The organism is Streptomyces odonnellii (assembly GCF_000981895.1).
Taxonomy (GTDB): Bacteria; Actinomycetota; Actinomycetes; order Streptomycetales; family Streptomycetaceae; genus Streptomyces; species Streptomyces odonnellii.
Genome location: NZ_LATD01000054.1, coordinates 44,901 through 64,714, shown reverse-complemented (window position 1 = coordinate 64,714; position 19,814 = coordinate 44,901). Strand labels below are relative to the sequence as shown.

At 70.4% G+C, this 19,814-nt stretch carries 16 protein-coding genes; 9 read left to right on the top strand and 7 right to left on the bottom strand.

Annotated features, from left to right (window positions below):
• Window positions 1-185: 185 nt before the first annotated feature.
• From dhaK to WH07_RS40280, 4 genes are all read left to right on the top strand, one after another.
• The gene (gene dhaK, locus WH07_RS07345; RefSeq protein WP_046496732.1) at window positions 186-1,178 is read left to right on the top strand and encodes a dihydroxyacetone kinase subunit DhaK; all 993 of its coding nucleotides are present in this window, start codon (window positions 186-188) and stop codon (window positions 1,176-1,178) included.
• Window positions 1,179-1,419: 241 nt separating this feature from the next.
• Window positions 1,420-2,034: a dihydroxyacetone kinase subunit DhaL gene (dhaL, locus tag WH07_RS07340; RefSeq protein WP_046496758.1), complete on the top strand. Its 615-nt coding sequence runs from the start codon at window positions 1,420-1,422 to the stop codon at window positions 2,032-2,034.
• Window positions 2,031-2,441, top strand: a complete 411-nt coding sequence (locus WH07_RS07335) for a PTS-dependent dihydroxyacetone kinase phosphotransferase subunit DhaM (protein ID WP_046496730.1) — start codon at window positions 2,031-2,033, stop codon at window positions 2,439-2,441. The genes dhaL and WH07_RS07335 overlap by 4 nt, the downstream gene beginning before the upstream one ends.
• 424 nt (window positions 2,442-2,865) lie before the next feature.
• Window positions 2,866-4,506 (top strand): FAD-dependent oxidoreductase, encoded by a 1,641-nt coding sequence (locus WH07_RS40280; RefSeq protein WP_198533742.1) that lies wholly within the window; start codon window positions 2,866-2,868, stop codon window positions 4,504-4,506.
• A 129-nt stretch (window positions 4,507-4,635) separates the two neighbouring features.
• Here WH07_RS40280 and WH07_RS07325 read toward each other — a convergent pair whose 3' ends face one another.
• From WH07_RS07325 to WH07_RS07310, 4 genes are all read right to left on the bottom strand, one after another.
• Window positions 4,636-5,586 carry a M56 family metallopeptidase gene (locus WH07_RS07325; protein ID WP_046496728.1) on the bottom strand — a complete coding sequence of 317 codons (951 nt, stop codon included), beginning with the start codon at window positions 5,584-5,586 and terminating at the stop codon, window positions 4,636-4,638.
• A gap of 4 nt (window positions 5,587-5,590) precedes the next feature.
• On the bottom strand, window positions 5,591-6,085 hold the full coding sequence (locus WH07_RS07320; RefSeq protein ID WP_046496726.1) for a BlaI/MecI/CopY family transcriptional regulator: 495 nt from the start codon (window positions 6,083-6,085) through the stop codon (window positions 5,591-5,593).
• A 385-nt stretch (window positions 6,086-6,470) separates the two neighbouring features.
• Window positions 6,471-7,790, bottom strand: a complete 1,320-nt coding sequence (locus tag WH07_RS07315; RefSeq protein ID WP_046496724.1) for a cation:proton antiporter — start codon at window positions 7,788-7,790, stop codon at window positions 6,471-6,473.
• Window positions 7,791-7,796: 6 nt separating this feature from the next.
• Entirely contained in the window at window positions 7,797-8,282 is a 486-nt protein-coding gene (locus WH07_RS07310; protein WP_046496722.1) for a cation:proton antiporter regulatory subunit, read from the bottom strand.
• 334 nt (window positions 8,283-8,616) lie between these two features.
• On the opposite strand from WH07_RS07310, the gene WH07_RS07305 reads away from it, so the two are divergent.
• Window positions 8,617-9,486 (top strand): ABC transporter substrate-binding protein, encoded by an 870-nt coding sequence (locus WH07_RS07305; protein WP_046496721.1) that lies wholly within the window; start codon window positions 8,617-8,619, stop codon window positions 9,484-9,486.
• Between the two features lie 66 nt (window positions 9,487-9,552).
• Here WH07_RS07305 and WH07_RS07300 read toward each other — a convergent pair whose 3' ends face one another.
• A complete protein-coding gene (locus WH07_RS07300) occupies window positions 9,553-11,622 on the bottom strand; it encodes a SpoIIE family protein phosphatase (RefSeq protein ID WP_046496719.1) in 2,070 nt (689 codons plus the stop codon).
• 232 nt (window positions 11,623-11,854) lie between these two features.
• On the opposite strand from WH07_RS07300, the gene WH07_RS07295 reads away from it, so the two are divergent.
• Window positions 11,855-12,685, top strand: a complete 831-nt coding sequence (locus WH07_RS07295) for a TetR/AcrR family transcriptional regulator (RefSeq protein ID WP_079023022.1) — start codon at window positions 11,855-11,857, stop codon at window positions 12,683-12,685.
• A gap of 123 nt (window positions 12,686-12,808) precedes the next feature.
• Here the strand turns inward: WH07_RS07295 and WH07_RS07290 are convergent, their stop codons facing one another.
• Window positions 12,809-13,591 carry an SDR family oxidoreductase gene (locus WH07_RS07290; RefSeq protein WP_079023021.1) on the bottom strand — a complete coding sequence of 261 codons (783 nt, stop codon included), beginning with the start codon at window positions 13,589-13,591 and terminating at the stop codon, window positions 12,809-12,811.
• A 360-nt stretch (window positions 13,592-13,951) separates the two neighbouring features.
• Here WH07_RS07290 and WH07_RS07285 point away from each other — a divergent pair, with 360 nt between their 5' ends.
• The 3 genes from WH07_RS07285 (at window position 13,952) to WH07_RS07275 (ending at window position 17,876) form a co-directional block, all read left to right on the top strand.
• Window positions 13,952-16,144, top strand: coding sequence for a discoidin domain-containing protein (locus tag WH07_RS07285; RefSeq protein WP_079023020.1), 2,193 nt, complete (start codon window positions 13,952-13,954; stop codon window positions 16,142-16,144).
• A 262-nt stretch (window positions 16,145-16,406) separates the two neighbouring features.
• Window positions 16,407-16,901 carry an NUDIX domain-containing protein gene (locus WH07_RS07280; protein ID WP_046496715.1) on the top strand — a complete coding sequence of 165 codons (495 nt, stop codon included), beginning with the start codon at window positions 16,407-16,409 and terminating at the stop codon, window positions 16,899-16,901.
• Window positions 16,902-16,997: 96 nt separating this feature from the next.
• Window positions 16,998-17,876 (top strand): glycoside hydrolase family 75 protein, encoded by an 879-nt coding sequence (locus tag WH07_RS07275; RefSeq protein WP_046496713.1) that lies wholly within the window; start codon window positions 16,998-17,000, stop codon window positions 17,874-17,876.
• Between the two features lie 126 nt (window positions 17,877-18,002).
• Here WH07_RS07275 and WH07_RS07270 read toward each other — a convergent pair whose 3' ends face one another.
• Window positions 18,003-19,532: an amino acid permease gene (locus tag WH07_RS07270; protein ID WP_046496711.1), complete on the bottom strand. Its 1,530-nt coding sequence runs from the start codon at window positions 19,530-19,532 to the stop codon at window positions 18,003-18,005.
• Window positions 19,533-19,814: the final 282 nt, after the last annotated feature.

Below are 19,814 nucleotides of genomic sequence, written 5' to 3'. Positions count from 1 at the left end.
GAGCGTCTTCACCCGCGCCCCAAGGAGCTGACCATGCGTCAGGAACGTCGGCACCCGGTCGGCGTCAGTACCGCCGAAAGCTGCTTCGGAGCGGGGACCGCCAAGATCACAGAGTCACCAGGGCCCTGGTGACCTGCGAAAACCATGGTCAGAGGCATAGCTGCCAACCTACCCGGGAGACACCCATGAAGATGCTCATCAATGTGCCGGAGACCGTGGTCGCGGATGCCCTTCGGGGGATGGCCGCGGCGCACCCGGAGCTTTTTGTCGATGTGGACAACCGTGTGGTGGTACGGGGGGACGCGCCCGTCGCCGGGAAGGTGGGGCTGGTCTCCGGAGGTGGGTCCGGGCATGAGCCGTTGCACGGGGGGTTCGTGGGGCCCGGGATGCTGTCGGCCGCCTGTCCCGGTGAGGTGTTCACATCCCCGGTGCCCGACCAGATGGTACGGGCCGCCGCCGCGGTCGACAGCGGGGCCGGGGTGCTGTTCGTCGTCAAGAACTACACCGGCGACGTCCTGAACTTCGACATGGCCGCCGAGCTGGCCGAGGACGAGGGCATTCAGATCGCGAAGGTGCTGGTCAACGATGATGTGGCGGTGACGGACAGCCTCTATACGGCGGGCCGCCGCGGTACGGGCGCGACGCTGTTCGTCGAGAAGCTGGCGGGCGCGGCGGCCGAGGAGGGGGCGCCGCTGGAGCGGGTGGAGGCGATCGGCCGTCGGGTCAACGAGCGCTCGCGGAGTTTCGGTGTCGCCCTGAGCGCTGTCACGACCCCCGCCAAGGGCAGTCCGACCTTCGATCTGCCCCCGGGGGAGCTGGAGCTGGGCATCGGTATCCATGGCGAGCCCGGCCGCGAGCGGCGCGCGATGATGACCTCACGCGAGATCGCCGACTTCGCCGTCGACGCGGTGGTGGAGGATCTGCGGCCCTCCGGCCCGGTGATCGTCCTGGTGAACGGCCTGGGCGGGACACCGCTGCTGGAGCTCTACGGATTCAACGCCGAGGTGCAGCGAGTACTGAAGGAGCGTGGCGTACCGGTGGCTCGTACCCTCGTCGGCAACTATGTGACATCGCTCGACATGGCCGGCTGCTCGGTGTCGCTCTGCCAGGTGGACGAGGAACTGCTGCGCCTCTGGGACGCGCCGGTGAAGACCCCTGCGCTCCGGTGGGGCCGCTGAAAGCTCCCGGCGGCTCCCGAAAGCTCCCGGCTGTTCCGCTCAAAACTGCAAAGAGACAGCAAGGCCGACGGGGACGGCGGAGCGGAAGCGGAGACTGGCAGTGCGGGAGCAGGGGCAGGGCCAGGACAGAACAGTGCAGGACAAGGTCGGGCAGGGACAGGCATCAAGGACAGGAATCAGGGACAGCAGGGCACGAATGACGGGCGAGGGAGATCACGTGACCGATCAGAAACCCGACCGGATACTCGACTCCGACTTCTTCCGCCGCTGGCTGACGGTCGCCGCCGCCATGGTGGAGCGCGAGGCCGGCCGGCTCACCGAACTGGACTCGGCGATCGGCGACGCCGACCACGGCAGTAATCTTCAGCGCGGTTTCCGGTCGGTGACGGCCGAGCTGGAGAAGGAGTCACCGGCCGGCCCCGGGGCCGTACTGGTGCTGGCGGGACGCCGGCTCATCTCCACGGTGGGCGGTGCGTCGGGACCGCTGTACGGGACGCTGCTGAGGCGTACGGGCAAGGCACTCGGCGATGCCACCGAGGTCACCCCCGGTGAGTTCACCGAGGCGCTGCGCGCCGGTGTCGCGGCGGTGGCTCAGCTCGGCGGAGCGAAGGTCGGGGACAAGACGATGCTGGACGCGCTGGAGCCGGCGGCCGAGGCGCTCGGAGCCTCGTTCTCATCGTTCTCCGCCGCCGCGGAGGCCGCGGAGAAGGGCGCGCTGGCCACCGTACCCCTCCAGGCGCGCAAGGGCAGGGCGAGTTATCTCGGTGAACGGAGCATCGGGCACCAGGATCCGGGGGCCACCTCCTCCGCTCTGCTGATGGCCGCTCTCGCGGAAGCCGCGGAGGCGACGCCATGAGCGACGGGGAGCAGGTCGGCATCGTGCTCGTCTCGCACAGTGGAGCTGTGGCAGAGGCCGTCGCGGTCATGGCCCGGGGGCTGGCGGGCGGTGGCGCGACCGCGCCGGTGGCGGCTGCCGGGGGTACGCCGGACGGGGGCCTCGGCACCAGCTCCGAGCTGATCTCGGCCGCCGCCGCGCAGGTGGACCGGGGTGCCGGCGTGGCGATACTGGTGGATCTCGGCAGCGCCGTACTGACGGTGAAGAGTCTGCTCGCCGAGGGCGACGAACTCCCGGCTGGGGCGAGGCTGGTGGACGCCCCGTTCGTCGAGGGTGCGGTGGCCGCGCTGGTCACCGCCTCGGCGGGCGGGAATCTGGACGCGGTGGAGGCGGCGGCGACCGAGGCGTACCAGTACCACAAGGTGTGAGCGAGCACGCGGGCCGAGGTGATCGTGCCGCCGCCCACGCACAGCCCGGCCCAGGCGCTGCCCGGCTCAGACCATATGGGGGCGACGCACATGGGCGTGGAACACATGGGTGCGGAACACATAGCTCGGGGGCACATGGGCCCGGTGGCACATGGGTGGGACGCGCATAGGGGCAGCGCACATGGGTCCGGGACATATGTGCCCCGGGCACATGGATCCTGGACACATGGGCGCGACACACATGGACCGGAAGCACATGGGCGCGGGATACACGGCCCAGCGGCATTTTGGCGCGCGGAGCACCGAGAAACGGCGCATAGTCGCCGTGATCCGCGCATCGCGCCTCCGGGTCCTCCCCCGTGGGAATACTGACTCCGTACCGATCAGGATCAGTACAGGGGCACAGGACCGCGGAGGAACAAGCATGGTGAACACGGCGGACGCGGAGACCGACCGCACGCGCGCGGAGGGTCCGTACCGTTCCCCGGAGGGCCGGACTCGCCACGCCGTGGTCGTCGGCGGGAGCGTCGCGGCCCTGCTGACGGCCCATGTGCTCAGCGCCCATGCCGACCGTGTGACGGTCGTCGAGCGCGATCTTCTTCCCGAAGGACCGGTGCCACGGGCGGGTGTCCCGCAGAGCCGCCACACCCATGTTCTGCTGGAGGGCGGGCAGCGGGCGCTCGACGAGTTGCTTCCCGGCATCGTCGCCGAATTGCGCGAGTACGGCGCGCCGCGGGTCGGACTGCCCAGCGACATCGTGCAGTGGCAGGCCTGGCGCTACTACCGGCGTACCGGCGCCACCGCCCATCTCCTCACCGGGACCAGGCCGTTGCTGGAGTGGCTGGTACGGCGCCGGGTGCTGGCTGAGCCTCGGATCACGGTGCTGGAGGGTACGGAGGTGGTGGGGCTGCTCGGGGACTCGGCCCGGGTCCGGGGCGTACGGCTGCGCCGGCGCGGGTCGGAGACCCATCAGGACGTACGGCAGCTTGCCGCCGATCTGGTCGTGGACGCGTCGGGCCGGGGCTCCCGGGCACCGGACTGGCTGGCCGCGATCGGCGCGGAACCGCCGCACGAGGAGACGCTCGACACCGGCTTGGCGTACGCGACCCGGGTCTACCGGCACGGGGACACGACCGGTTCCGCGGACACCGGCCCGACCGACACCGCCCCGGCCCACGCCAGCCCAGCCGACACCGACACCGGCACCGGCACCGCCCACACCGTCCACACCACGGATTCCAGTGCCGACACCTCGGACGCCGGTTCCGGCGTCACGGACAGCGATAAGGACAGCGATACTGGCGGCCCGGTGGCCGGTGGGGATGACACCGGCGCCACGGACAGTGTCGGTTACTACTTCGTCCCCGGCCGCGGCCAGGCCCGTGGCGGGGTCGCCCTGCCCGTCGAGGGTGGCCGCCATCTCGTCACGCTCTCCGGGCTGCGCGGGAGCGAACCGCCGTCCGACGAGGCCGCGTTCATCGACTTCGCCGCCCAGCTCCCCCATCCCGTGCTCCACGAGTGGCTGTTGAAGGCCCGGCCCGAATCGCCCGTGCACGCCTTCCGCGCGACGGCCAATGTCCGGCGCCGGTACGACCGTCCGGGCCGCCGTCCGGCCGGCTTCCTCGCTGTCGGCGACGCGCTGTGCGCGTTCAATCCGGTGTACGGGCAGGGCCTGGCGGTCGCCGCGCTCGGCGCGGTCGCGCTGCGCGACGCGCTGGCCGATCCCCGCCGTACCCCTACGACACGCCGAGTGCAGCGGGCGTTGCTCAGGGCCTCGCGACAGGCCTGGGACATCGCTTCCGGGGCCGACAAGGAACCGCCGGGCGCGCGGGGCGACGCGGCGAGGACCCGCGCGGTGGACCGTCCCGCGGCCTGGTATCTCGCCCGGGTGGTGCGGCGCGCGCCGGGTGATCCGGTGGTCGGTGCGGCGTTCCGTTCGGCGACTTCGCTCGTGTCACCGGTCTCGGTGCTGTTCGCGCCGCGCATCGTACGAGCGGTGCTGTTCGGCCCGGTCCTGCCCGCGCCGACGGAACCGCCACTGCGGAAGGAGAGCGCGGCCGGCTGACCGCGCGGAAGACGAGACGGACAGCAGCGGAGCGAACCGACCGGAGCGCCCGCGCCGCTCTCAACGCCCCGCCCTCAACGCCCCGCTCAGCACAGCATCCTCAGCGCCCGGTCCCCGAAGCCGCCGCGCTCACAGCGGTGTCGCGGCCTTGAGCACCAGGAAGAGCGTGATCGTCGCGTTCGCCGAGGAGAGTGCCGAGCCCAGCGTTCCCGCCGCTGCGGTCCAGACCGCTAGGCCGACCGCGGTGAACACCGACGGCCAGCTCACGGCCGAGGGCGCGGGTTCCAGCAGGGCCGCCACCCGGCGCGGGACCGGGCCCGGCGCGGCGAAACCGGCCAGCGTCGGGGTGGGCGTGCCCCGGGAGACCAGCGCGGCCTTGCCGATGGCGCGTGCCACGACCGTACGCTCGCCGGTCACCCGGGCCGCCTCCTCGTCCGCCCACCGTTCGGTGGTGTACGCCACAGCCGAACGCAGCGGGCGCAACAGCGGGTTGGCCCGCGCGGCGAGCCGTACGGCGAGCAGATATCTGTGGTGGTGCCCGCCGAGATGAGCGTGCTCATGGGCGACCAGCGCCGCGCGCTCCCGGGCGTCCAGACAGTCGAGCATGGCCGTCGACACCACGACCCGCCCGGCCCGGGTCCCCGTACCGGCCCCCGCGCCGGGCAGTGCGTACGCGTACGGTGCCTCGTCGGTCAGTACGGCGAGCTCGCCCACGGGCAGACCGGCCAGCGCCCGGTGGGCCCGGCGGCGCACCGTACAGTGCCGCCCGGCCGCCGCCGCACAGCCGACGGCGACCGCAACCAGAGCGACGATGGCCGCCTTCCCCGCGATCTCGTCGTACGGGACGGCCGCGCGGACTTCGGGATCGGACCAGGCGTCCGGCAGCGGATTGCCGGGGAGCTGTGCCGTACCGACCACGACCAGCAGTCCCAGACAGAGCGTGCTGCACAGCGCCAGCACCCCGGCCAGTACGGTCAGTAACCGGGTGGCGATACGGGGATGAAGATACGGTTCGGCCAGCCGCGCGATGGGCAGCGCGGTCAGCGGGAGTACGAGCGGCAGAATGACGAACACCCCCACCCCGTCAGCCCTCCACCCCGGACTCGGCCCCGGGTTCGGGTACGGACTCCGCACCGGCCCCGGAACTCCCGGTCCCGGCCGCGGAGTCCTCGGGCAGACCGAGCAGATCGCGCAGCAGCCGCTCGTCGTCCGCCGAGAGCGCGGTGACGAACCGGGCCAGTACGGCCTCGCGGTCCGCCTCCGCGTCCAGGACCTTCCGCATCCGCAGGGCGGCGAGCCCGGCCTCGTCCGAGGCGGCGCGCCATTCGAAGGAGCGCCCTGCCCGTTCGCGGGTGACCGCCTTCTTGGCCTGGAGGCGGGTCAGGATGGTCATGACCGTCGTGTACGCGAGGTCCCCGCCGAGTCGTTCCTGCACCCAGGCGGCGGTGACGGGTCCCGGCGCCTGCCGCAGGGCGGCGAGCACCTGGGCCTCCAGCTCGCCCTGGCCGCGCCGGCGGGGGCGCCCGTCCGGACCGCCGGAACCGTCCGGGCCTTCCGGACCCTTCGGACCGCCGTGCACCCTCACGTTGTCTCCCTCCAGCCGCGCCGCCGCGTTGGATGGCAGCCGTTCATGTTACTGAGCACCGGCGTACGCCTCGCTGTCGCGGTCACCACTCCCGCTTACTTCTACACTCCTGTAGATTCTATCCCGGTCCACCGGCCGGCCCCCGTCCAGGCACGGGGGTGGGCGGGCGCGACCACGGCAGGGGCACAGGACGCGGGGCGCGCGTTCTGTGCCCCGTTTTTCATCGCGGGACGTTGCCGGACGCGAACATCGCACGGACGTCGTCCGTCCATTACGGCGTCACGGCATTGCGGCATTACGGCATTACGGCCAGGCGATCAGTCGGTCAGCCGGTCAGCCGGTCGATCAGCTCACACCGGCAGATCCCGGCGGACCCGGGTCAGCCGTGGCTCGGTGCCGGATCCGTCGCTTCGGGCGCGCTCGGCTCCGACGCCGGCAGCACGGAAGCGGACTCCGCCGACGGCTCGGGCTCGGGCTCGGCGGATGTCACCGGCGCCGCCTTGCGTCCACGGAGCCCGCCGGGCCCGCCCAGTCCGCGCACCCCGCTGAGCCCGTGCGTGAGCCGGCGCGCCAGCGGCTCGGTCCAGCGCGCGGCAAGGGGTCCGAGGATCACCAGGAGCAGGACATACGCGGTGGCCAGCGGCCCGATCCTGGGTTCGACGCCGACCGCGAGACCGGCGATCACGATGGAGAACTCGCCGCGCGCCACGAGTGTGCCGCCGGTCCGCCAGCGGCCCGCGGTCCTGACCCCGGCGCGGCGCGCCGCGTACCAGCCGGTGCCGATCTTCGTCAGGGCGGTGACCGTCGCCAGGATCAGGGCGGGTACCAGCACCGGCGGGATGGCGGCCGGGTCGGTGTTCAGACCGAAGAAGACGAAGAAGACCGCCGCGAACAGGTCACGCAGCGGGACGAGCAGATTGTGCGCACCTTCGGCAACCTCCCCGGACAGTGCGATACCGACGAGGAAGGCCCCGACGGCGGCGGAGACCTGGAGTTCCTGGGCGACCCCGGCGACCAGCAGGGTCAGCCCGAGGACGACCAGCAGCAGCATCTCGGGGTTGTCGCTGGAGACCGCGCGGCTGATCAGCCGGCCGTGGCGCAGGGCCAGATAGAGGACCGCGCCGACCGTGCCGAGGGAGATCAGCAGGGTGAGGCTGCCGCCGGCCAGGCTGAGTCCGGCCAGCAGGGCGGTGAGCAGCGGCAGATAGACGGCCATGGCGAGGTCTTCGATCACCAGGACCCCGAGGATCACGGGGGTTTCCCGATTGCCGAGCCGGCCGAGGTCGCCGAGGACCTTGGCGATGACTCCGGAGGAGGAGATCCAGGTGACACCGGCCAGGGCGACGGCGGCGACCGGGCCCCAGCCCAGGATCAGCGCGGCGACGGCGCCGGGCACGGCGTTCAGGACGAAGTCGACGATGCCGGAGGGGTACTGCGTCTTGAGATTGCTGACGAGTTCGGAAGCGCTGTATTCGAGGCCCAGCAGAAGCAGCAGAAGTATGACGCCGATCTCCGCGCCGGTGGCGATGAACTCCTCGCTGGCGTTGAGCGGAAGCAGTCCGCCATGGCCGAAGGCGAGTCCGGCGAGCAGATAGAGCGGGATCGCGGAGAAGCCCACCCGGCCTGCGAGGCGGCCGAGTATGCCCAGCGCCAGGATGACGGAACCGAGTTCGATGAGCAGTGCGGTGGTGTCGTGCACGGGCGCTTATCCTCCGGTGATCAGTTCGGCGACGGCGTCGACGCCTTCCCGGGTTCCGACGACGACGAGGGTGTCCCCCGAGGCGAAGCGGAAGTCCGGCGTGGGCGAGGGGAAGGCGGCGGTACGGCGCAGAACGGCCACGATGGAGGCGCCGGTCCGGGTACGCACCTGGGCGGAGCCGAGGGTCCGGCCCGCGTACGGCGACCTCTTGGTCACCGGGATGTGCTCGGTGAGCAGGTCGATCTCCAGGTGCTGGTGGAGATGGGCGACGGGGTCGGGCACCAGGAGCTTGGAGAGCGCGGTCGCCTCGTACGGGGCGAGGGGCACGGCCTCCTTGCAGTTGTCGTCGTCCTCGGGGTCGTGGAAGGCGATGATCCGCCGGCCGTCCTGGTGCACGACGACCGAAAGGTGCTTGCCCGCCTCCGTGTTCAGGTCGTAACGGGTGCCGACTCCTGGCAGGGCGGTTTTGCTGACGTGAGCGGTGTGCTCCATGAAAAACGCTCCGTACGGGCGTGCTGAGAGGTCGATGGGCACGGGGTGTGTCTCACGACACACGCCCGGGCCCCTGGTCCTGAGCGGCAGATGACTCGTACCTGCCGCCCGAACACGAATTCTCCATCATCCGGCCACGGTGGTCCGGGGAGCGGACCTCGGGGGCGGGCACGGAACGGCCGGGAGGACGGGCGTACGACGGGAGTTCGGGCAGCCCGGGATGGGCAGACAGTGGGTGGCGCCCACGCGAACAACGCGTACGAACACCCCCGCAGGACGCCGCGCCACCACGCACGGAACCCCGAGCGGAATCACAAGCGGAACGAGGCGAGACATGAACCCGGGCAAGAGCTGGGAGTTCACTGACGACCGAGGCCATCTGACCGTCGCGCCGGGCCGGCCGGCCCGGGTCGTGGCCTATATACAGGCGGGCGCGACTCTGTGGGACCACGGCCTGCGGCCCCTGGGAATCTTCGGTTCCCACCATGACGGGGAGGCTCCCGATCCGGCGAAGGCCGGTGAGCTGCCCCTCGACGGGCTGCGTTCGTTCGGCGCGGGCAGCGCACTCGATCTGGAGGCGCTGCACGCGGCGGAACCGGATCTGGTGGTCGCGGTCAGCTATGGCGGCGGGCAGGTGTACGGCATCGACCCGGAGGCGGCGAAGCATCTGGAGGAGCGGCTGCCGGTGGTCGTCCTGGACGTGGGGAAGGACCGTACGCTCGACGGCATCCGGGACCGGTTCACGGCACTGGCCCGCGCGCTGGACGCGCCACGCCCGCCCGCGGTGGCCGAGCTGGAGCGGGCGGAGTCGCGGCTGCGGGCCGCGGCGGGGCGGCCGGGCGCGCCCCGGGTGGTGGCCCTGTCGGCCGCCGACTCGGAGACCGCGTATCTGGCCAGGCCGCTGACCTGGCCGGATCTACGGGCGGTCGGTGAGCTGGGCGTGGATCTCATCGACCCCGAGGAGGGCGGCGGCGCCAACTGGCGTACGGTCACCTGGGCCGAGGCCGCCGCGCTGGAACCGGACATCGTGCTCGCCGATGTCCGCGCGAACGCGGCGCCACGCACGCGGCTCCTGGACAACACGCACTGGCGCGCCATCGAGGAGCGGGCGCGGATCGTGGCCTGGAATCCGGAGGCACCGTGCAGCCATCTCGCGCACGCGCGGTTCCTGGACACCGTCGCGGACGCGGTGGACGGCCCCTGAGCCGTGCTCCTGAGTCGTGCCTTCCGGAGCCGCACCCCCCAGGCACGCACCCTTAGGCACGCCCCCTCAGGCGCACTTCCCTATCGACTCGAACTCGCACCAGACCGCCTTGCCCTCCCCTCTCGGTTCGACACCCCATCGGGTGGCGACGGCGTCCACCATCAGCAGGCCCCTGCCGGAGGTCGCCGCCTCGCCGGGGTTACGGCGGCGGGGCCAGGCGCTGGAGCGGTCCTTGACCCAGAGGCGTACGCGGCGGGCCGGGTCGGGCAGGACCTCCAGGGTGAGCACGGCGCCGCTCTCGGTGTGCAACAGCACATTCACCAGCAGTTCGCCGGCGGCCAGCTCCACATCGTCCGTCAGCGCCGTCAGATCCCAGTCCGCCAGGGCCTGGCGGAGCACGGCGCGGGTCTCGACCAGGCCCTCCGGGTCGGCCTGATGGACGTACTGGTGGATCCGGGGCGCCTGGCCGGTACCGGGATCGGGCCTGCGGCGCAGGACGAGCAGCGCCACGTCGTCGCCGGTCCCCCACTGTTGCCAGAGCCGGCCCGAGAGATGGTCGGCCAGCGAGCCGGCCGGGCCGGGGCCCGATCTGACGATGCCGGCAAGCGTGTCCATACCGGCCGCGATGTCATGGCCGGGCTCCTCGACCAGCCCGTCGGTGCACAGCACGAGTGTCTCCCCGGAGGCGAGATCGAGCCGGGTCTCGGGGAAGTCCTCCTGTCCGAAGGTGGTGGCGAAGCCCAACGGGAGCCCGCCGCGCAGATTGGGCCAGCTCGTCCGTCCGTCGGTGTGCCGGATGAGCGGGCCGAGATGTCCGGCACGTACGGCTCGTACGATCCCGCTGGACAGGTCCACCTGGGCATAGGTGCAGGTCGCGAAGCGTTCCGTGTCCAGCTCGGCGAGAAAGCGGGAGGCACGGGCCAGCACGGTTGGGGGCGCGTGGCCCTCGCCCGCGAAGGCGCGCAGGGCGATCCGTAGCTGTCCCATGACGGCGGCGGCGTGGGTGTCGTGTCCCTGGACGTCGCCGACGACCACCCCGACCCGGTTCCTGGGCAGGGCGATGACGTCGTACCAGTCGCCGCCGACCTCTCTGCCGCTCCAGGCCGCGTGGTAGCGCACCGCGATCTCGGCACCGGGGAACTCGGGGATGTCGCGGGGCAGCATGGACGCCTGGAGGCCGGTCGCGAACTCGCGTTCCTGGTCGAAGAGGACGGCGCGCTGGAGCGACTGGGCCACGATCCCGGCCAGCACCATGCACATCGTGCGGGTCTCGGACGAGAAGTGGGTGCGCCGTCGGTAGAAGAGCGCGAGGCAGCCGATGGAGCGGGCCTGGGCGACCAGCGGAAGGAAGGCCGCCGCCTTGAATCCGAGCCTGCCGACATAGGGCCGCAGCCCCGGGAAGCGGTCGATGACCAGCTCGCGCAGCGAGGTGACGAAGCGCGGCCGCTGGTTGAGGACGGTATCCGCGAGCGGCAGGGATCCGTCGAGGCGGTGCAGCCGCAGATCGTCCAGGGCCTCCATGGACTCCCCGGCCAGCGCGATGAGTCTGAGCCTGCCGCCCTCGACCAGGCCGAGTGCCAGCCCGTCGGCGCCGAACCGCTCCAGCCCGCCCGCCCCGGTCAGCACGGCCGCGACATCGTCCACGGTGACCGCCCTGGACAGGGCTTCCGTAGTGCTCTGCACCAGGCCGTTCAGCCCTTGCCGACCGATCTCCGGAGGACCGGCCAGGGTGGAGCATTCGGTGAGTTCGGCCATGGCGTTACGGACGATTCCTACGATGCGGTACGCGCGGCCCCCGTCGTCCCGGAGGATCCGCCCCCGGGTGTGGGTCCACTGGTACGCGCCGTTGCGGCGGGTCAACCGGAAGTACGAGCCGTACGACGAGCGGCCCTCACGGACGGCCGCGTCCACGACGGCCCTGAGTCGTACCCGCTCCTCGCACGGTGACCGGGAGAACAGGGCGTCGGCCGTGCCGTCGTACTCGTCCGGGCGCAGGTCGAACACCTCGAGCGCCGCCGCGTCGAGCTCCAGGATCCCGCTCTCCAGATCCCAGTCGAAGCTCCCCATACGGTTCAGCGCGAGCCTCTCGTCAGCGCCTATCGCCACTCGGCTGCGGTCCCGATTGCGTCCTGCCATGCGCCCCGCTCCGGAGGTGGGCCGGGAGCCCCGTCGTCCTTCCACCCGGTCGCCGAGGCTCATGTGTTCGAACAAGAAGCCTAACCTTTCTTGCTAAATCTTTACATATGGGACCTTCTATCCGGAATCGCAGAGGCGCGAGAAACCCAGACCGATGGCCAGCCTTCGAGCCGTAGCGGCAGATACGCCCAAGCGATAGCAGCGCTACCGTCCAGTTGGTAGCATCCCTTTCATGAGCACGCGAACACGCATTCTGGAGGTGGCCGCCGAGCTGCTGGCGAAGTCGCCGAACGGCGATATCTCCACGCGGGCGGTCTGTGACGCCGCCCAGGTCGGCGCGCCGGTGCTCTACCGGCAGTTCGGCGACAAGGAGGGACTTCTCTCCGCTGTCGTCGACCATGGCTTCGACGCCTATCTGGCGACCAAGCGCCTCCATGAGCCGGGCGCGGACCCGATCACGGACCTGCGCGAGGGCTGGGACTCCCATGTGGCGTTCGCGGTGGCGAATCCCAATCTGTACCGGCTGATGAACTCTCCCGCGATGCGGAAGCCGCCCGCCTCGGCCCTGGAGTCCCACCGGATCCTCACCCGCGACCTGGAGCGCGCGGCGGCTCTCGGGCTGCTGCGCATCTCGCCCGAGCTGGCTGCCCAGATGATCATGTCGGCGAATGTGGGCGTGGCACTGACGCTGGTCTCCCGGCCCGCCACCTTCACCGATCCCGAGATGTCCCGGCGGGTACGGGACTCCCTGCACGCGGCCGTGTTCACCCCCGAGGCAATGCGCTCCCCCATGCCCAACGGCGGAGCGTCCGCCGCTCCGGCCGCTCCCGGCACCGAGACCCCGGCGGCCGCGGCCCGGCTGGGGGCGCTGCTGCGCCAGTCGCCGCCCTCGGCGCTCACCGCGGTCGAGGCCGCGCTGCTGTCCGAGTGGCTTGAACGCGTGGCGAACACCCCGGGAACCCCAGGCACCCACGACACCCCGGATATCCCCGGCGCCCCCCACACGCCCGACACACAGGACGCCGCGGTCTCCTCGCCAACGGCCACCTCCAGCACCTCTTGACCGTGACCGTGCGCCACCCCCGTCGGCGCCCGCATCACCACCCGCCGGCACCCGCACCCGCACGGAGGGACTCCAGAACATCACGGGGCGCCACGGACCACCCCGGATCGCGCGGGCAAACGATCAGATGATGCCGCCGTTCGCCCGGAGGATCTGCCCGTTGACCCAGTGGCCGGGGCCCGCCAGAAAGGCGACGACCTCGGCTATGTCCTCCGGAGTGCCCAGACGCTCCAGGGGCGGCTGGGCCGCCATCCGCGCGATGGTCTCCTCGTCCTTGCCGTCCAGGAACAGCGCGGTCGCGGTCGGCCCCGGCGCCACCGCGTTCACCGTGATGTCCCGGCCGCGCAGCTCGCGGGCGAGGATCAACGTGATCGCCTCGACGGCTCCCTTGCTCGCGGCATAACCGGTGTATCCGGGCAGGGCCAGCCCCAGCACGGAGCTGGAGAAGTTGATGATCGCTCCGCCCTTCCGCAGACGGCGTGCCGCCTCCCGGCCCACGACGAAGGTGCCGCGGATATTGGTGCGGTGCATGGCGTCGAGGGCGTCCAGCTCCAGCTCGGCCAGCGGCGACAGCACCATCCGGCCCGCGGCGTGGACGACCACATCGACTCCGCCATAGGTCTCGGTCGCGGCGTCGAAGAGGGCGGCGACCGCCGTCTCGTCGGCGACATCGGCCTGGACAGCGATGGCCCGGCCGCCGTCGGCGGTGATGGCCTCGACCACCGTGTCGGCCTCCTTCTCGCTCCCGGCGTAGTTGACGACGACCGCATACCCGTCCGCCGCCAGACGCTCGGCGCTCTGCCGGCCGATGCCGCGCGAGCCGCCGGTGACGATGGCCACCCGGGGCCCGGGAAGCGTGCCGTTCTCAACGCTCGCGACGTTCGCATTCGCAGGGGTCTCAGGCATGACAGTGCTCCCTTCCGGTCGGGGTACGCCGTTCCGCACCCCCAGAAGCAACGTTAACACCCTTCAGTTATCGACGCTACCCGGATCTCGTAGCAATGTTTCGCGCACCCCACCCCCGTCGTCAGATTCTGAAACGACACCCACCTGACACGCTCCGGTCACCCCACAAAACCCGACAATCACCGCGTCCCGCCCGTTATTTGTTGTCGGCAGCACAACCGAACCTGACGGCCTCGTGCACAACTCTTGACGTGTCCGAAACACGAGAGAAGCATCTCCTCTACCGAGAGAGCGCTCTCCGGCTTTATTTCCCTCCCGCTCCGCCTGCCCCGTTGTCCGAATGACTCAGGAGACCTGCCCATGCACGCTCCTCCGCTCACTCCACCGGTGTTCCGGAGAACCGCTCCGGGACGCCGGCGAGGACTGGCCGCCTCCGTCGCGGCCACGCTGATCGCCTCGCTGCTGCTCCTCATTCCCAGCACCACCGCCCAGGCCGCTCCCACCCTGCTCTCGCAGGGCAAGGCCGTGACCGTCTCCAGCGTGGAGAACGCGGGCACCCCCGCCGCCGGCGCCAACGACGGCAACACCGGGACCCGCTGGTCGAGCGCCGCTGCCGACCCGCAGTGGATCCAGATAGACCTCGGCTCCACCGCCGCGGTCAGCCAGATCGTCCTGAACTGGGAGACCGCGTACGCCAAGGCGTACAAGATCGAGTTCTCGACCGACGGCAACGGCTGGACCCAGGCGTACTCCACCACCACGGGACCCGGTGGCACGGAGACGCTCAATGTCTCGGGCAGCGCCCGTTACGTGAAGCTGACGGGCACCCAGCGGGCCACCCAGTGGGGCTACTCGCTCTGGGAGTTCCAGATCTACGGCGGCACCTCGGGCGGCACCGGCGACCCGATCCCGGGCGGCGGTGACCTCGGCCCCAACGTCATCGTCTTCGACCCGTCGACGCCGAACATCCAGGGCAGGCTCGATGAGGTCTTCAAGCGTCAGGAGGCCGACCAGTTCGGTTCCGGCCGCTACCAGTTCCTGTTCAAGCCGGGCACGTACAACAACATCAACGCCCAGCTCGGCTTCTACACCTCGATCTCGGGTCTCGGTCTGTCGCCCGACGACACCACCTTCAACGGTGATGTGACCGTGGACGCCGGCTGGTTCAACGGGAACGCCACCCAGAACTTCTGGCGCTCCGCCGAGAACCTCGCGCTCAACCCGGTCAGCGGCACCAACCGCTGGGCGGTCGCGCAGGCCGCGCCGTTCCGTCGTATGCACGTCAAGGGCGGGCTCAACCTGGCGCCCAACGGCTACGGCTGGGCCAGTGGGGGCTACATCGCCGACAGCAAGATCGACGGCACGGTCGGCCCGTACTCCCAGCAGCAGTGGTACACCCGTGACAGCTCCGTCGGCGGCTGGACCAACGGCGTCTGGAACATGGTGTTCTCCGGGGTCGAGGGCGCGCCCGCGCAGAGCTTCCCGAACCCGCCGTACACCACTCTGAACAACACGCCCACCTCGCGGGAGAAGCCGTTCCTCTACCTGGACGGCAACGCCTACAAGGTGTTCGTCCCCGCCAAGCGCACCAACGCCCGGGGCACCACCTGGGGCAATGGCGCGCCGCAGGGCCAGTCCCTGCCGCTCGACCAGTTCTACGTGGTCAAGCCGGGCGCGACCGCGGCGACGATCAACCAGGCGCTGGCGCAGGGGCTCAACCTGCTCTTCACGCCGGGTGTCTACCACGTCGACCAGACCATCAACGTGACCCGCGCCAACACGGTGGTCCTGGGTCTGGGTCTCGCCACGATCGTCCCGGACAACGGGGTGACGGCGATGAAGGTCACCGATGTGGACGGCGTGAAGCTGGCCGGCTTCCTGATCGACGCCGGTCCGGTGAACTCCCCGACGCTGCTGGAGGTCGGCCCGGCGGGCGCGGCCGCCGACCACTCCGCGAACCCGACCACGGTCCAGGACGTCTTCATCCGGATCGGTGGCGCGGGCCCCGGCAAGGCCACCACCAGCATGGTGATCAACAGCGATGACACGATCATCGACCACACCTGGGTCTGGCGTGCCGACCATGGCGCGGGCGTCGGCTGGGAGACCAACCGCGCGGACTACGGCGTCCGCGTCAACGGTGACGATGTCCTGGCCACCGGTCTGTTCGTCGAGCACTTCAACAAGTACGACGTGGAGTGGTACGGCGAGAACGGCCGGACGATCTTCTTCCAGAACGAGAAGGCGTACGACGCGCCCAACCAGGCGTCGATCCAGAACGGCAGCATCAAGGGATTCGCAGCCTACAAGGTCGCCGATTCCGTCAACAACCACGAGGGCTGGGGTCTGGGCAGCTACTGCAACTACACCTCGGACCCGAACATCCGGCAGGACCACGGATTCCAGGCACCGGTGAAACCCGGTGTGAAGTTCCACGACCTGCTGGTCGTATCCCTCGGTGGCATGGGCCAGTACAACCACGTCATCAACAGCACGGGGTCACCGACCTCGGGAACCTCGACGGTCCCGTCGACCATCACGTCGTTCCCGTAAACCCCCGGTCGGTCCCGTGACCCACGCCGATCCCCCGGCACACAGGGGCCCGGTCTCCCCCCACGGAGGCCGGGCCCTGCGCCGTTCGGCGCAATCGTTCATACGATGGGCTCGGCGCGTCACCGTAATGCTCCGGCGTGTCATCGCGCGCCGGAGCCCCTGGTGTTCCCGGCCGAAAGCCGGTCCGGCGCTCGCGGAGGGCGGCGCACTCCCCCCGGCGCGCGAATGGCGACGCTTCGCGCCCCCACGGAGACTTGACGGCATGTCGGGCAAACGAAGCGCGGGACTCCTCCTGTACCGGGTCGGGAACGCCGGTGCCGAAGTGCTTCTCGGACACATGGGCGGACCTTACTGGTCGGGCCGCGATACCGCCGCCTGGTCGATCCCCAAGGGTGAGTTCGGGCCGGAGGAGGAGCCCGAGGACGCCGCCCGCCGGGAGTTCCGGGAGGAGCTGGGACTGCCCGTCCCCGAGGGGCCCTGGATCCCCCTCGGCGAAACCCGTCAGCGCGGCGGAAAGACCGTCACCGCATGGGCCGTGGAGGGGGATCTGGATCCCGCCCTGGCCGTGTTCGGCACCTTCACCATGGAGTGGCCCAGGGGGTCCGGTGTGGTGCGTGAGTTCCCGGAACTGGACCGTGTCGGCTGGTTCGATCTGGCGAATGCCGTGGAACCGCTGGTAACGGGACAGCGAGTGTTCCTCGAACGACTGGGCGAGTGCATAGGCACCGACCGGCGTCAGCCTCCGCCCGGCCGTTAGGCCGCCACGGTCCGGGGCCCCTCGCTGTCCCTGAACGCCGTCCAGGAGCCGTCGGGAGCCCGCATCCAGTCCAGGAACCAGGAAAGGCATCACCCCGTGCATCCTCGCACTTATGTGCTTATCGCCGCCGGTACGGCACTGCTGACCGCCGCGGCCGTTCCCATCACCGTATTTCCCGCCCTGGCCCAGCCCACCGATGAGCCGCGTCACGGGCCGCGGGCCGAGCGCCTCGGTGTACCGGGGCCACCGGGCGCGAAACCGCAGGGCGGGCCGCCCGCGCCGGAACTGCGCGCCGACGCCGGGCCCGTCGATCCCGGGTCCGGCGACCCCGCGCTCGTCGACCCCGGGATCGTCGGGGACGAACCGGTGGGCGACGCGCCCGTCGGCGAAGGACCGGTCAGCGCGGCGGCACTGCTCTCCAAGGTCAGCCGCTGCCGGCAGATCTCCAACGGCCTCTACCGCACCCGTGAGAGCGCTCCGACCGCGGTGCCCGTCTGCGACGCCAACGGGGCCGTGTTCTGGAAGGCGGACATGGACATCGACTGCGACGGCCAGGTGACGGACCGTTGCAACAAGAGGACCGACCCGTACTTCCAGAGTGCGACGTCGTATACGGAGTCCAGTGGCAGGGCGCTGAACGCCAAGGAACTGCCGTACATCGTCGTGCCGACCCCGAGCCGGATCTGGAACTACCGCAACTCAGGCATCAGCGGCGGATCCGTCGCGGCGGTCATCCATGGCGACCGGGTGCAGTACGCGGTCGTCGGGGACACGGGACCACCGGGGATCATCGGGGAGGGGTCGTTCGCGGCGGCCCGTGGTCTCGGAATCGCGACCGACCCCAGCAGGGGCGGTGTGGGGGAAGGCGTGACGTATATCCTTTTTAAGGACTCGCAGGTCCCGTCCCTGGAGGATCAGAGCGCCACGGCCCGTCAGGGCGAGGAACTGGCGAAGCAGTTCCTCCAGGAGAATTAACGATTCCCCTTCAAGAATGAACGATTCTCCGGTGAGCCGGCGGCGGGCCGGGAACGGTGTGCGGTGGACGTGCGGTCCGGGAACCCCATGGACGGCACATCCACCACACACCACCCTCGTCCGCCGTCAGACGATGCCTTCGGAGATCTCCGACTGCTCACGGGCGTTGCCGTACGCCTGCGGAGTGCTGTACGCGCTGCGCGCCACGTACCACCACACCGTCGCCAGGATCAGCACGATGGCCAGGGCGATCACCGCGTAGTTCATCGAGTCGACGGTCACCGGGTTGGACTGCGGCAGACAGAACAGCACCGTGACCACCGCGACCCAGATCACCGCGATCCAGCCGATGGGCTTGCTCCAGCGGCCCAGGGTCCAGGGGCCGTGCTCGAAGCGGTTGCCGGCGCGCAGCTTCAGATAGATCGGAATGGCGTACGCCGGAGTGATGCCGATGACGTTGATGGCCGTCACCGCGCCGTACGCGGTCGTGGAGTACAGCGACGGCAGGGCGAGCAGGCACGCGACGATGACGGAGAGCCAGACCGCCGGAACCGGGGTCTGGGTACGGCTGCTGACCCGCCGCCACAGGGCCGAGCCCGGCAGGGCGTTGTCACGGCTGAAGGCGAACACCATACGGCTGGCAGCGGCGACCTCGGCGTTGCCGCAGAAGAGCTGCGCCACGATCACGAGCAGCAGCAGCGCCGTGGCGCCGCTGGTGCCGAGGGCGTCGATCAGAATCTGGGCCGGCGGCACGCCCGTGGCGCTCTCCCGGGTCCCCGCGTAGTCCTGGATCGCGAAGGTGAGTCCGGCGAGCAGCACGAAGCCGGCGATCCAGGAGACCCAGATGGCGCGGACGATACCGCGCGCCGCCGACACCGAGGCGTTGGAGGTCTCCTCGGAGAGATGCGCGGAGGCGTCGTATCCGGAGAAGGTGTACTGCGCCAGCAGCAGGCCGATGGCCGCCACATAGATCGGGTTCTCCCAGCCGGTCTCATTGACGAACTCGGTGAACACGAACGACGGCGACTGGTGGCTGTCAGGGACGATGGCGAGGGCGCCGACGATGACGGCGACACCGGCGAGATGCCACCACACGCTGATCGAGTTGAGGACACTGACCAGCCGGACGCCGAAGAGGTTCAGGGTCGCGTGCAGCAGCAGGATGCACATGAATATGACCATGGTCCAGCCGGGCGTCGGGTCGAAGCCGAACTGGAGGTTCAGGAAAGCCCCGGTGAAGAGCGCGGCGCCGTAGTCGATACCGGCGATCGCCCCCAGCAGTCCGAGCAGGTTGAGCCAGCCCGTGTACCAGCCCCACTTGCGTCCGCCGAGCCGGTCGGCCATGTAGTAGAGCGCGCCCGAGGTGGGGTACGCGCTGGTCACCTCGGCCAGTGCCATGCCCACGCAGAGGACGAAGAGGCCGACGCCCGCCCAGCCCCAGAGCATCACCGAAGGGCCGCCGGTGCCCATGCCGAAGCCGTACAGGGTCATGCATCCGGAAAGGATGGAGATGACCGAGAAGCTGATCGCGAAGTTGCCGAAGCCGCCCATGCGACGGGCGAGAACGGGCTGATAGCCCAGTTCGCGCAGCCGCTGCTCTTCGTCCTTCTGCGGGACGAGATCGGCCTTCGACCAGGCCGGTGGGGAAACGGACACGGGAAGTACCTCCGGGGAAACGCCTGTAGTAGGGAAACGGAGAAGAACTGACAGGGGGAATCACGAGCGAACAGGATGGTGCGGCGGTACGGATGGTGCCGTGCGGGTGGTGCGGTACGGATGGTGCCAGTGATGCCGTGCGGGTGGTGCGATACGGGTGGTGCGAGTGGTGCCGTGCGGTGGTGCGGTACGGGTGGTGCCTGTGGTGTCGTACGAGTGCCGTGCGGGTGCTGTGCCTGGAGAGCTGTACGAGTGGTGCCGTGCGACGCGGTACGTGCCGGA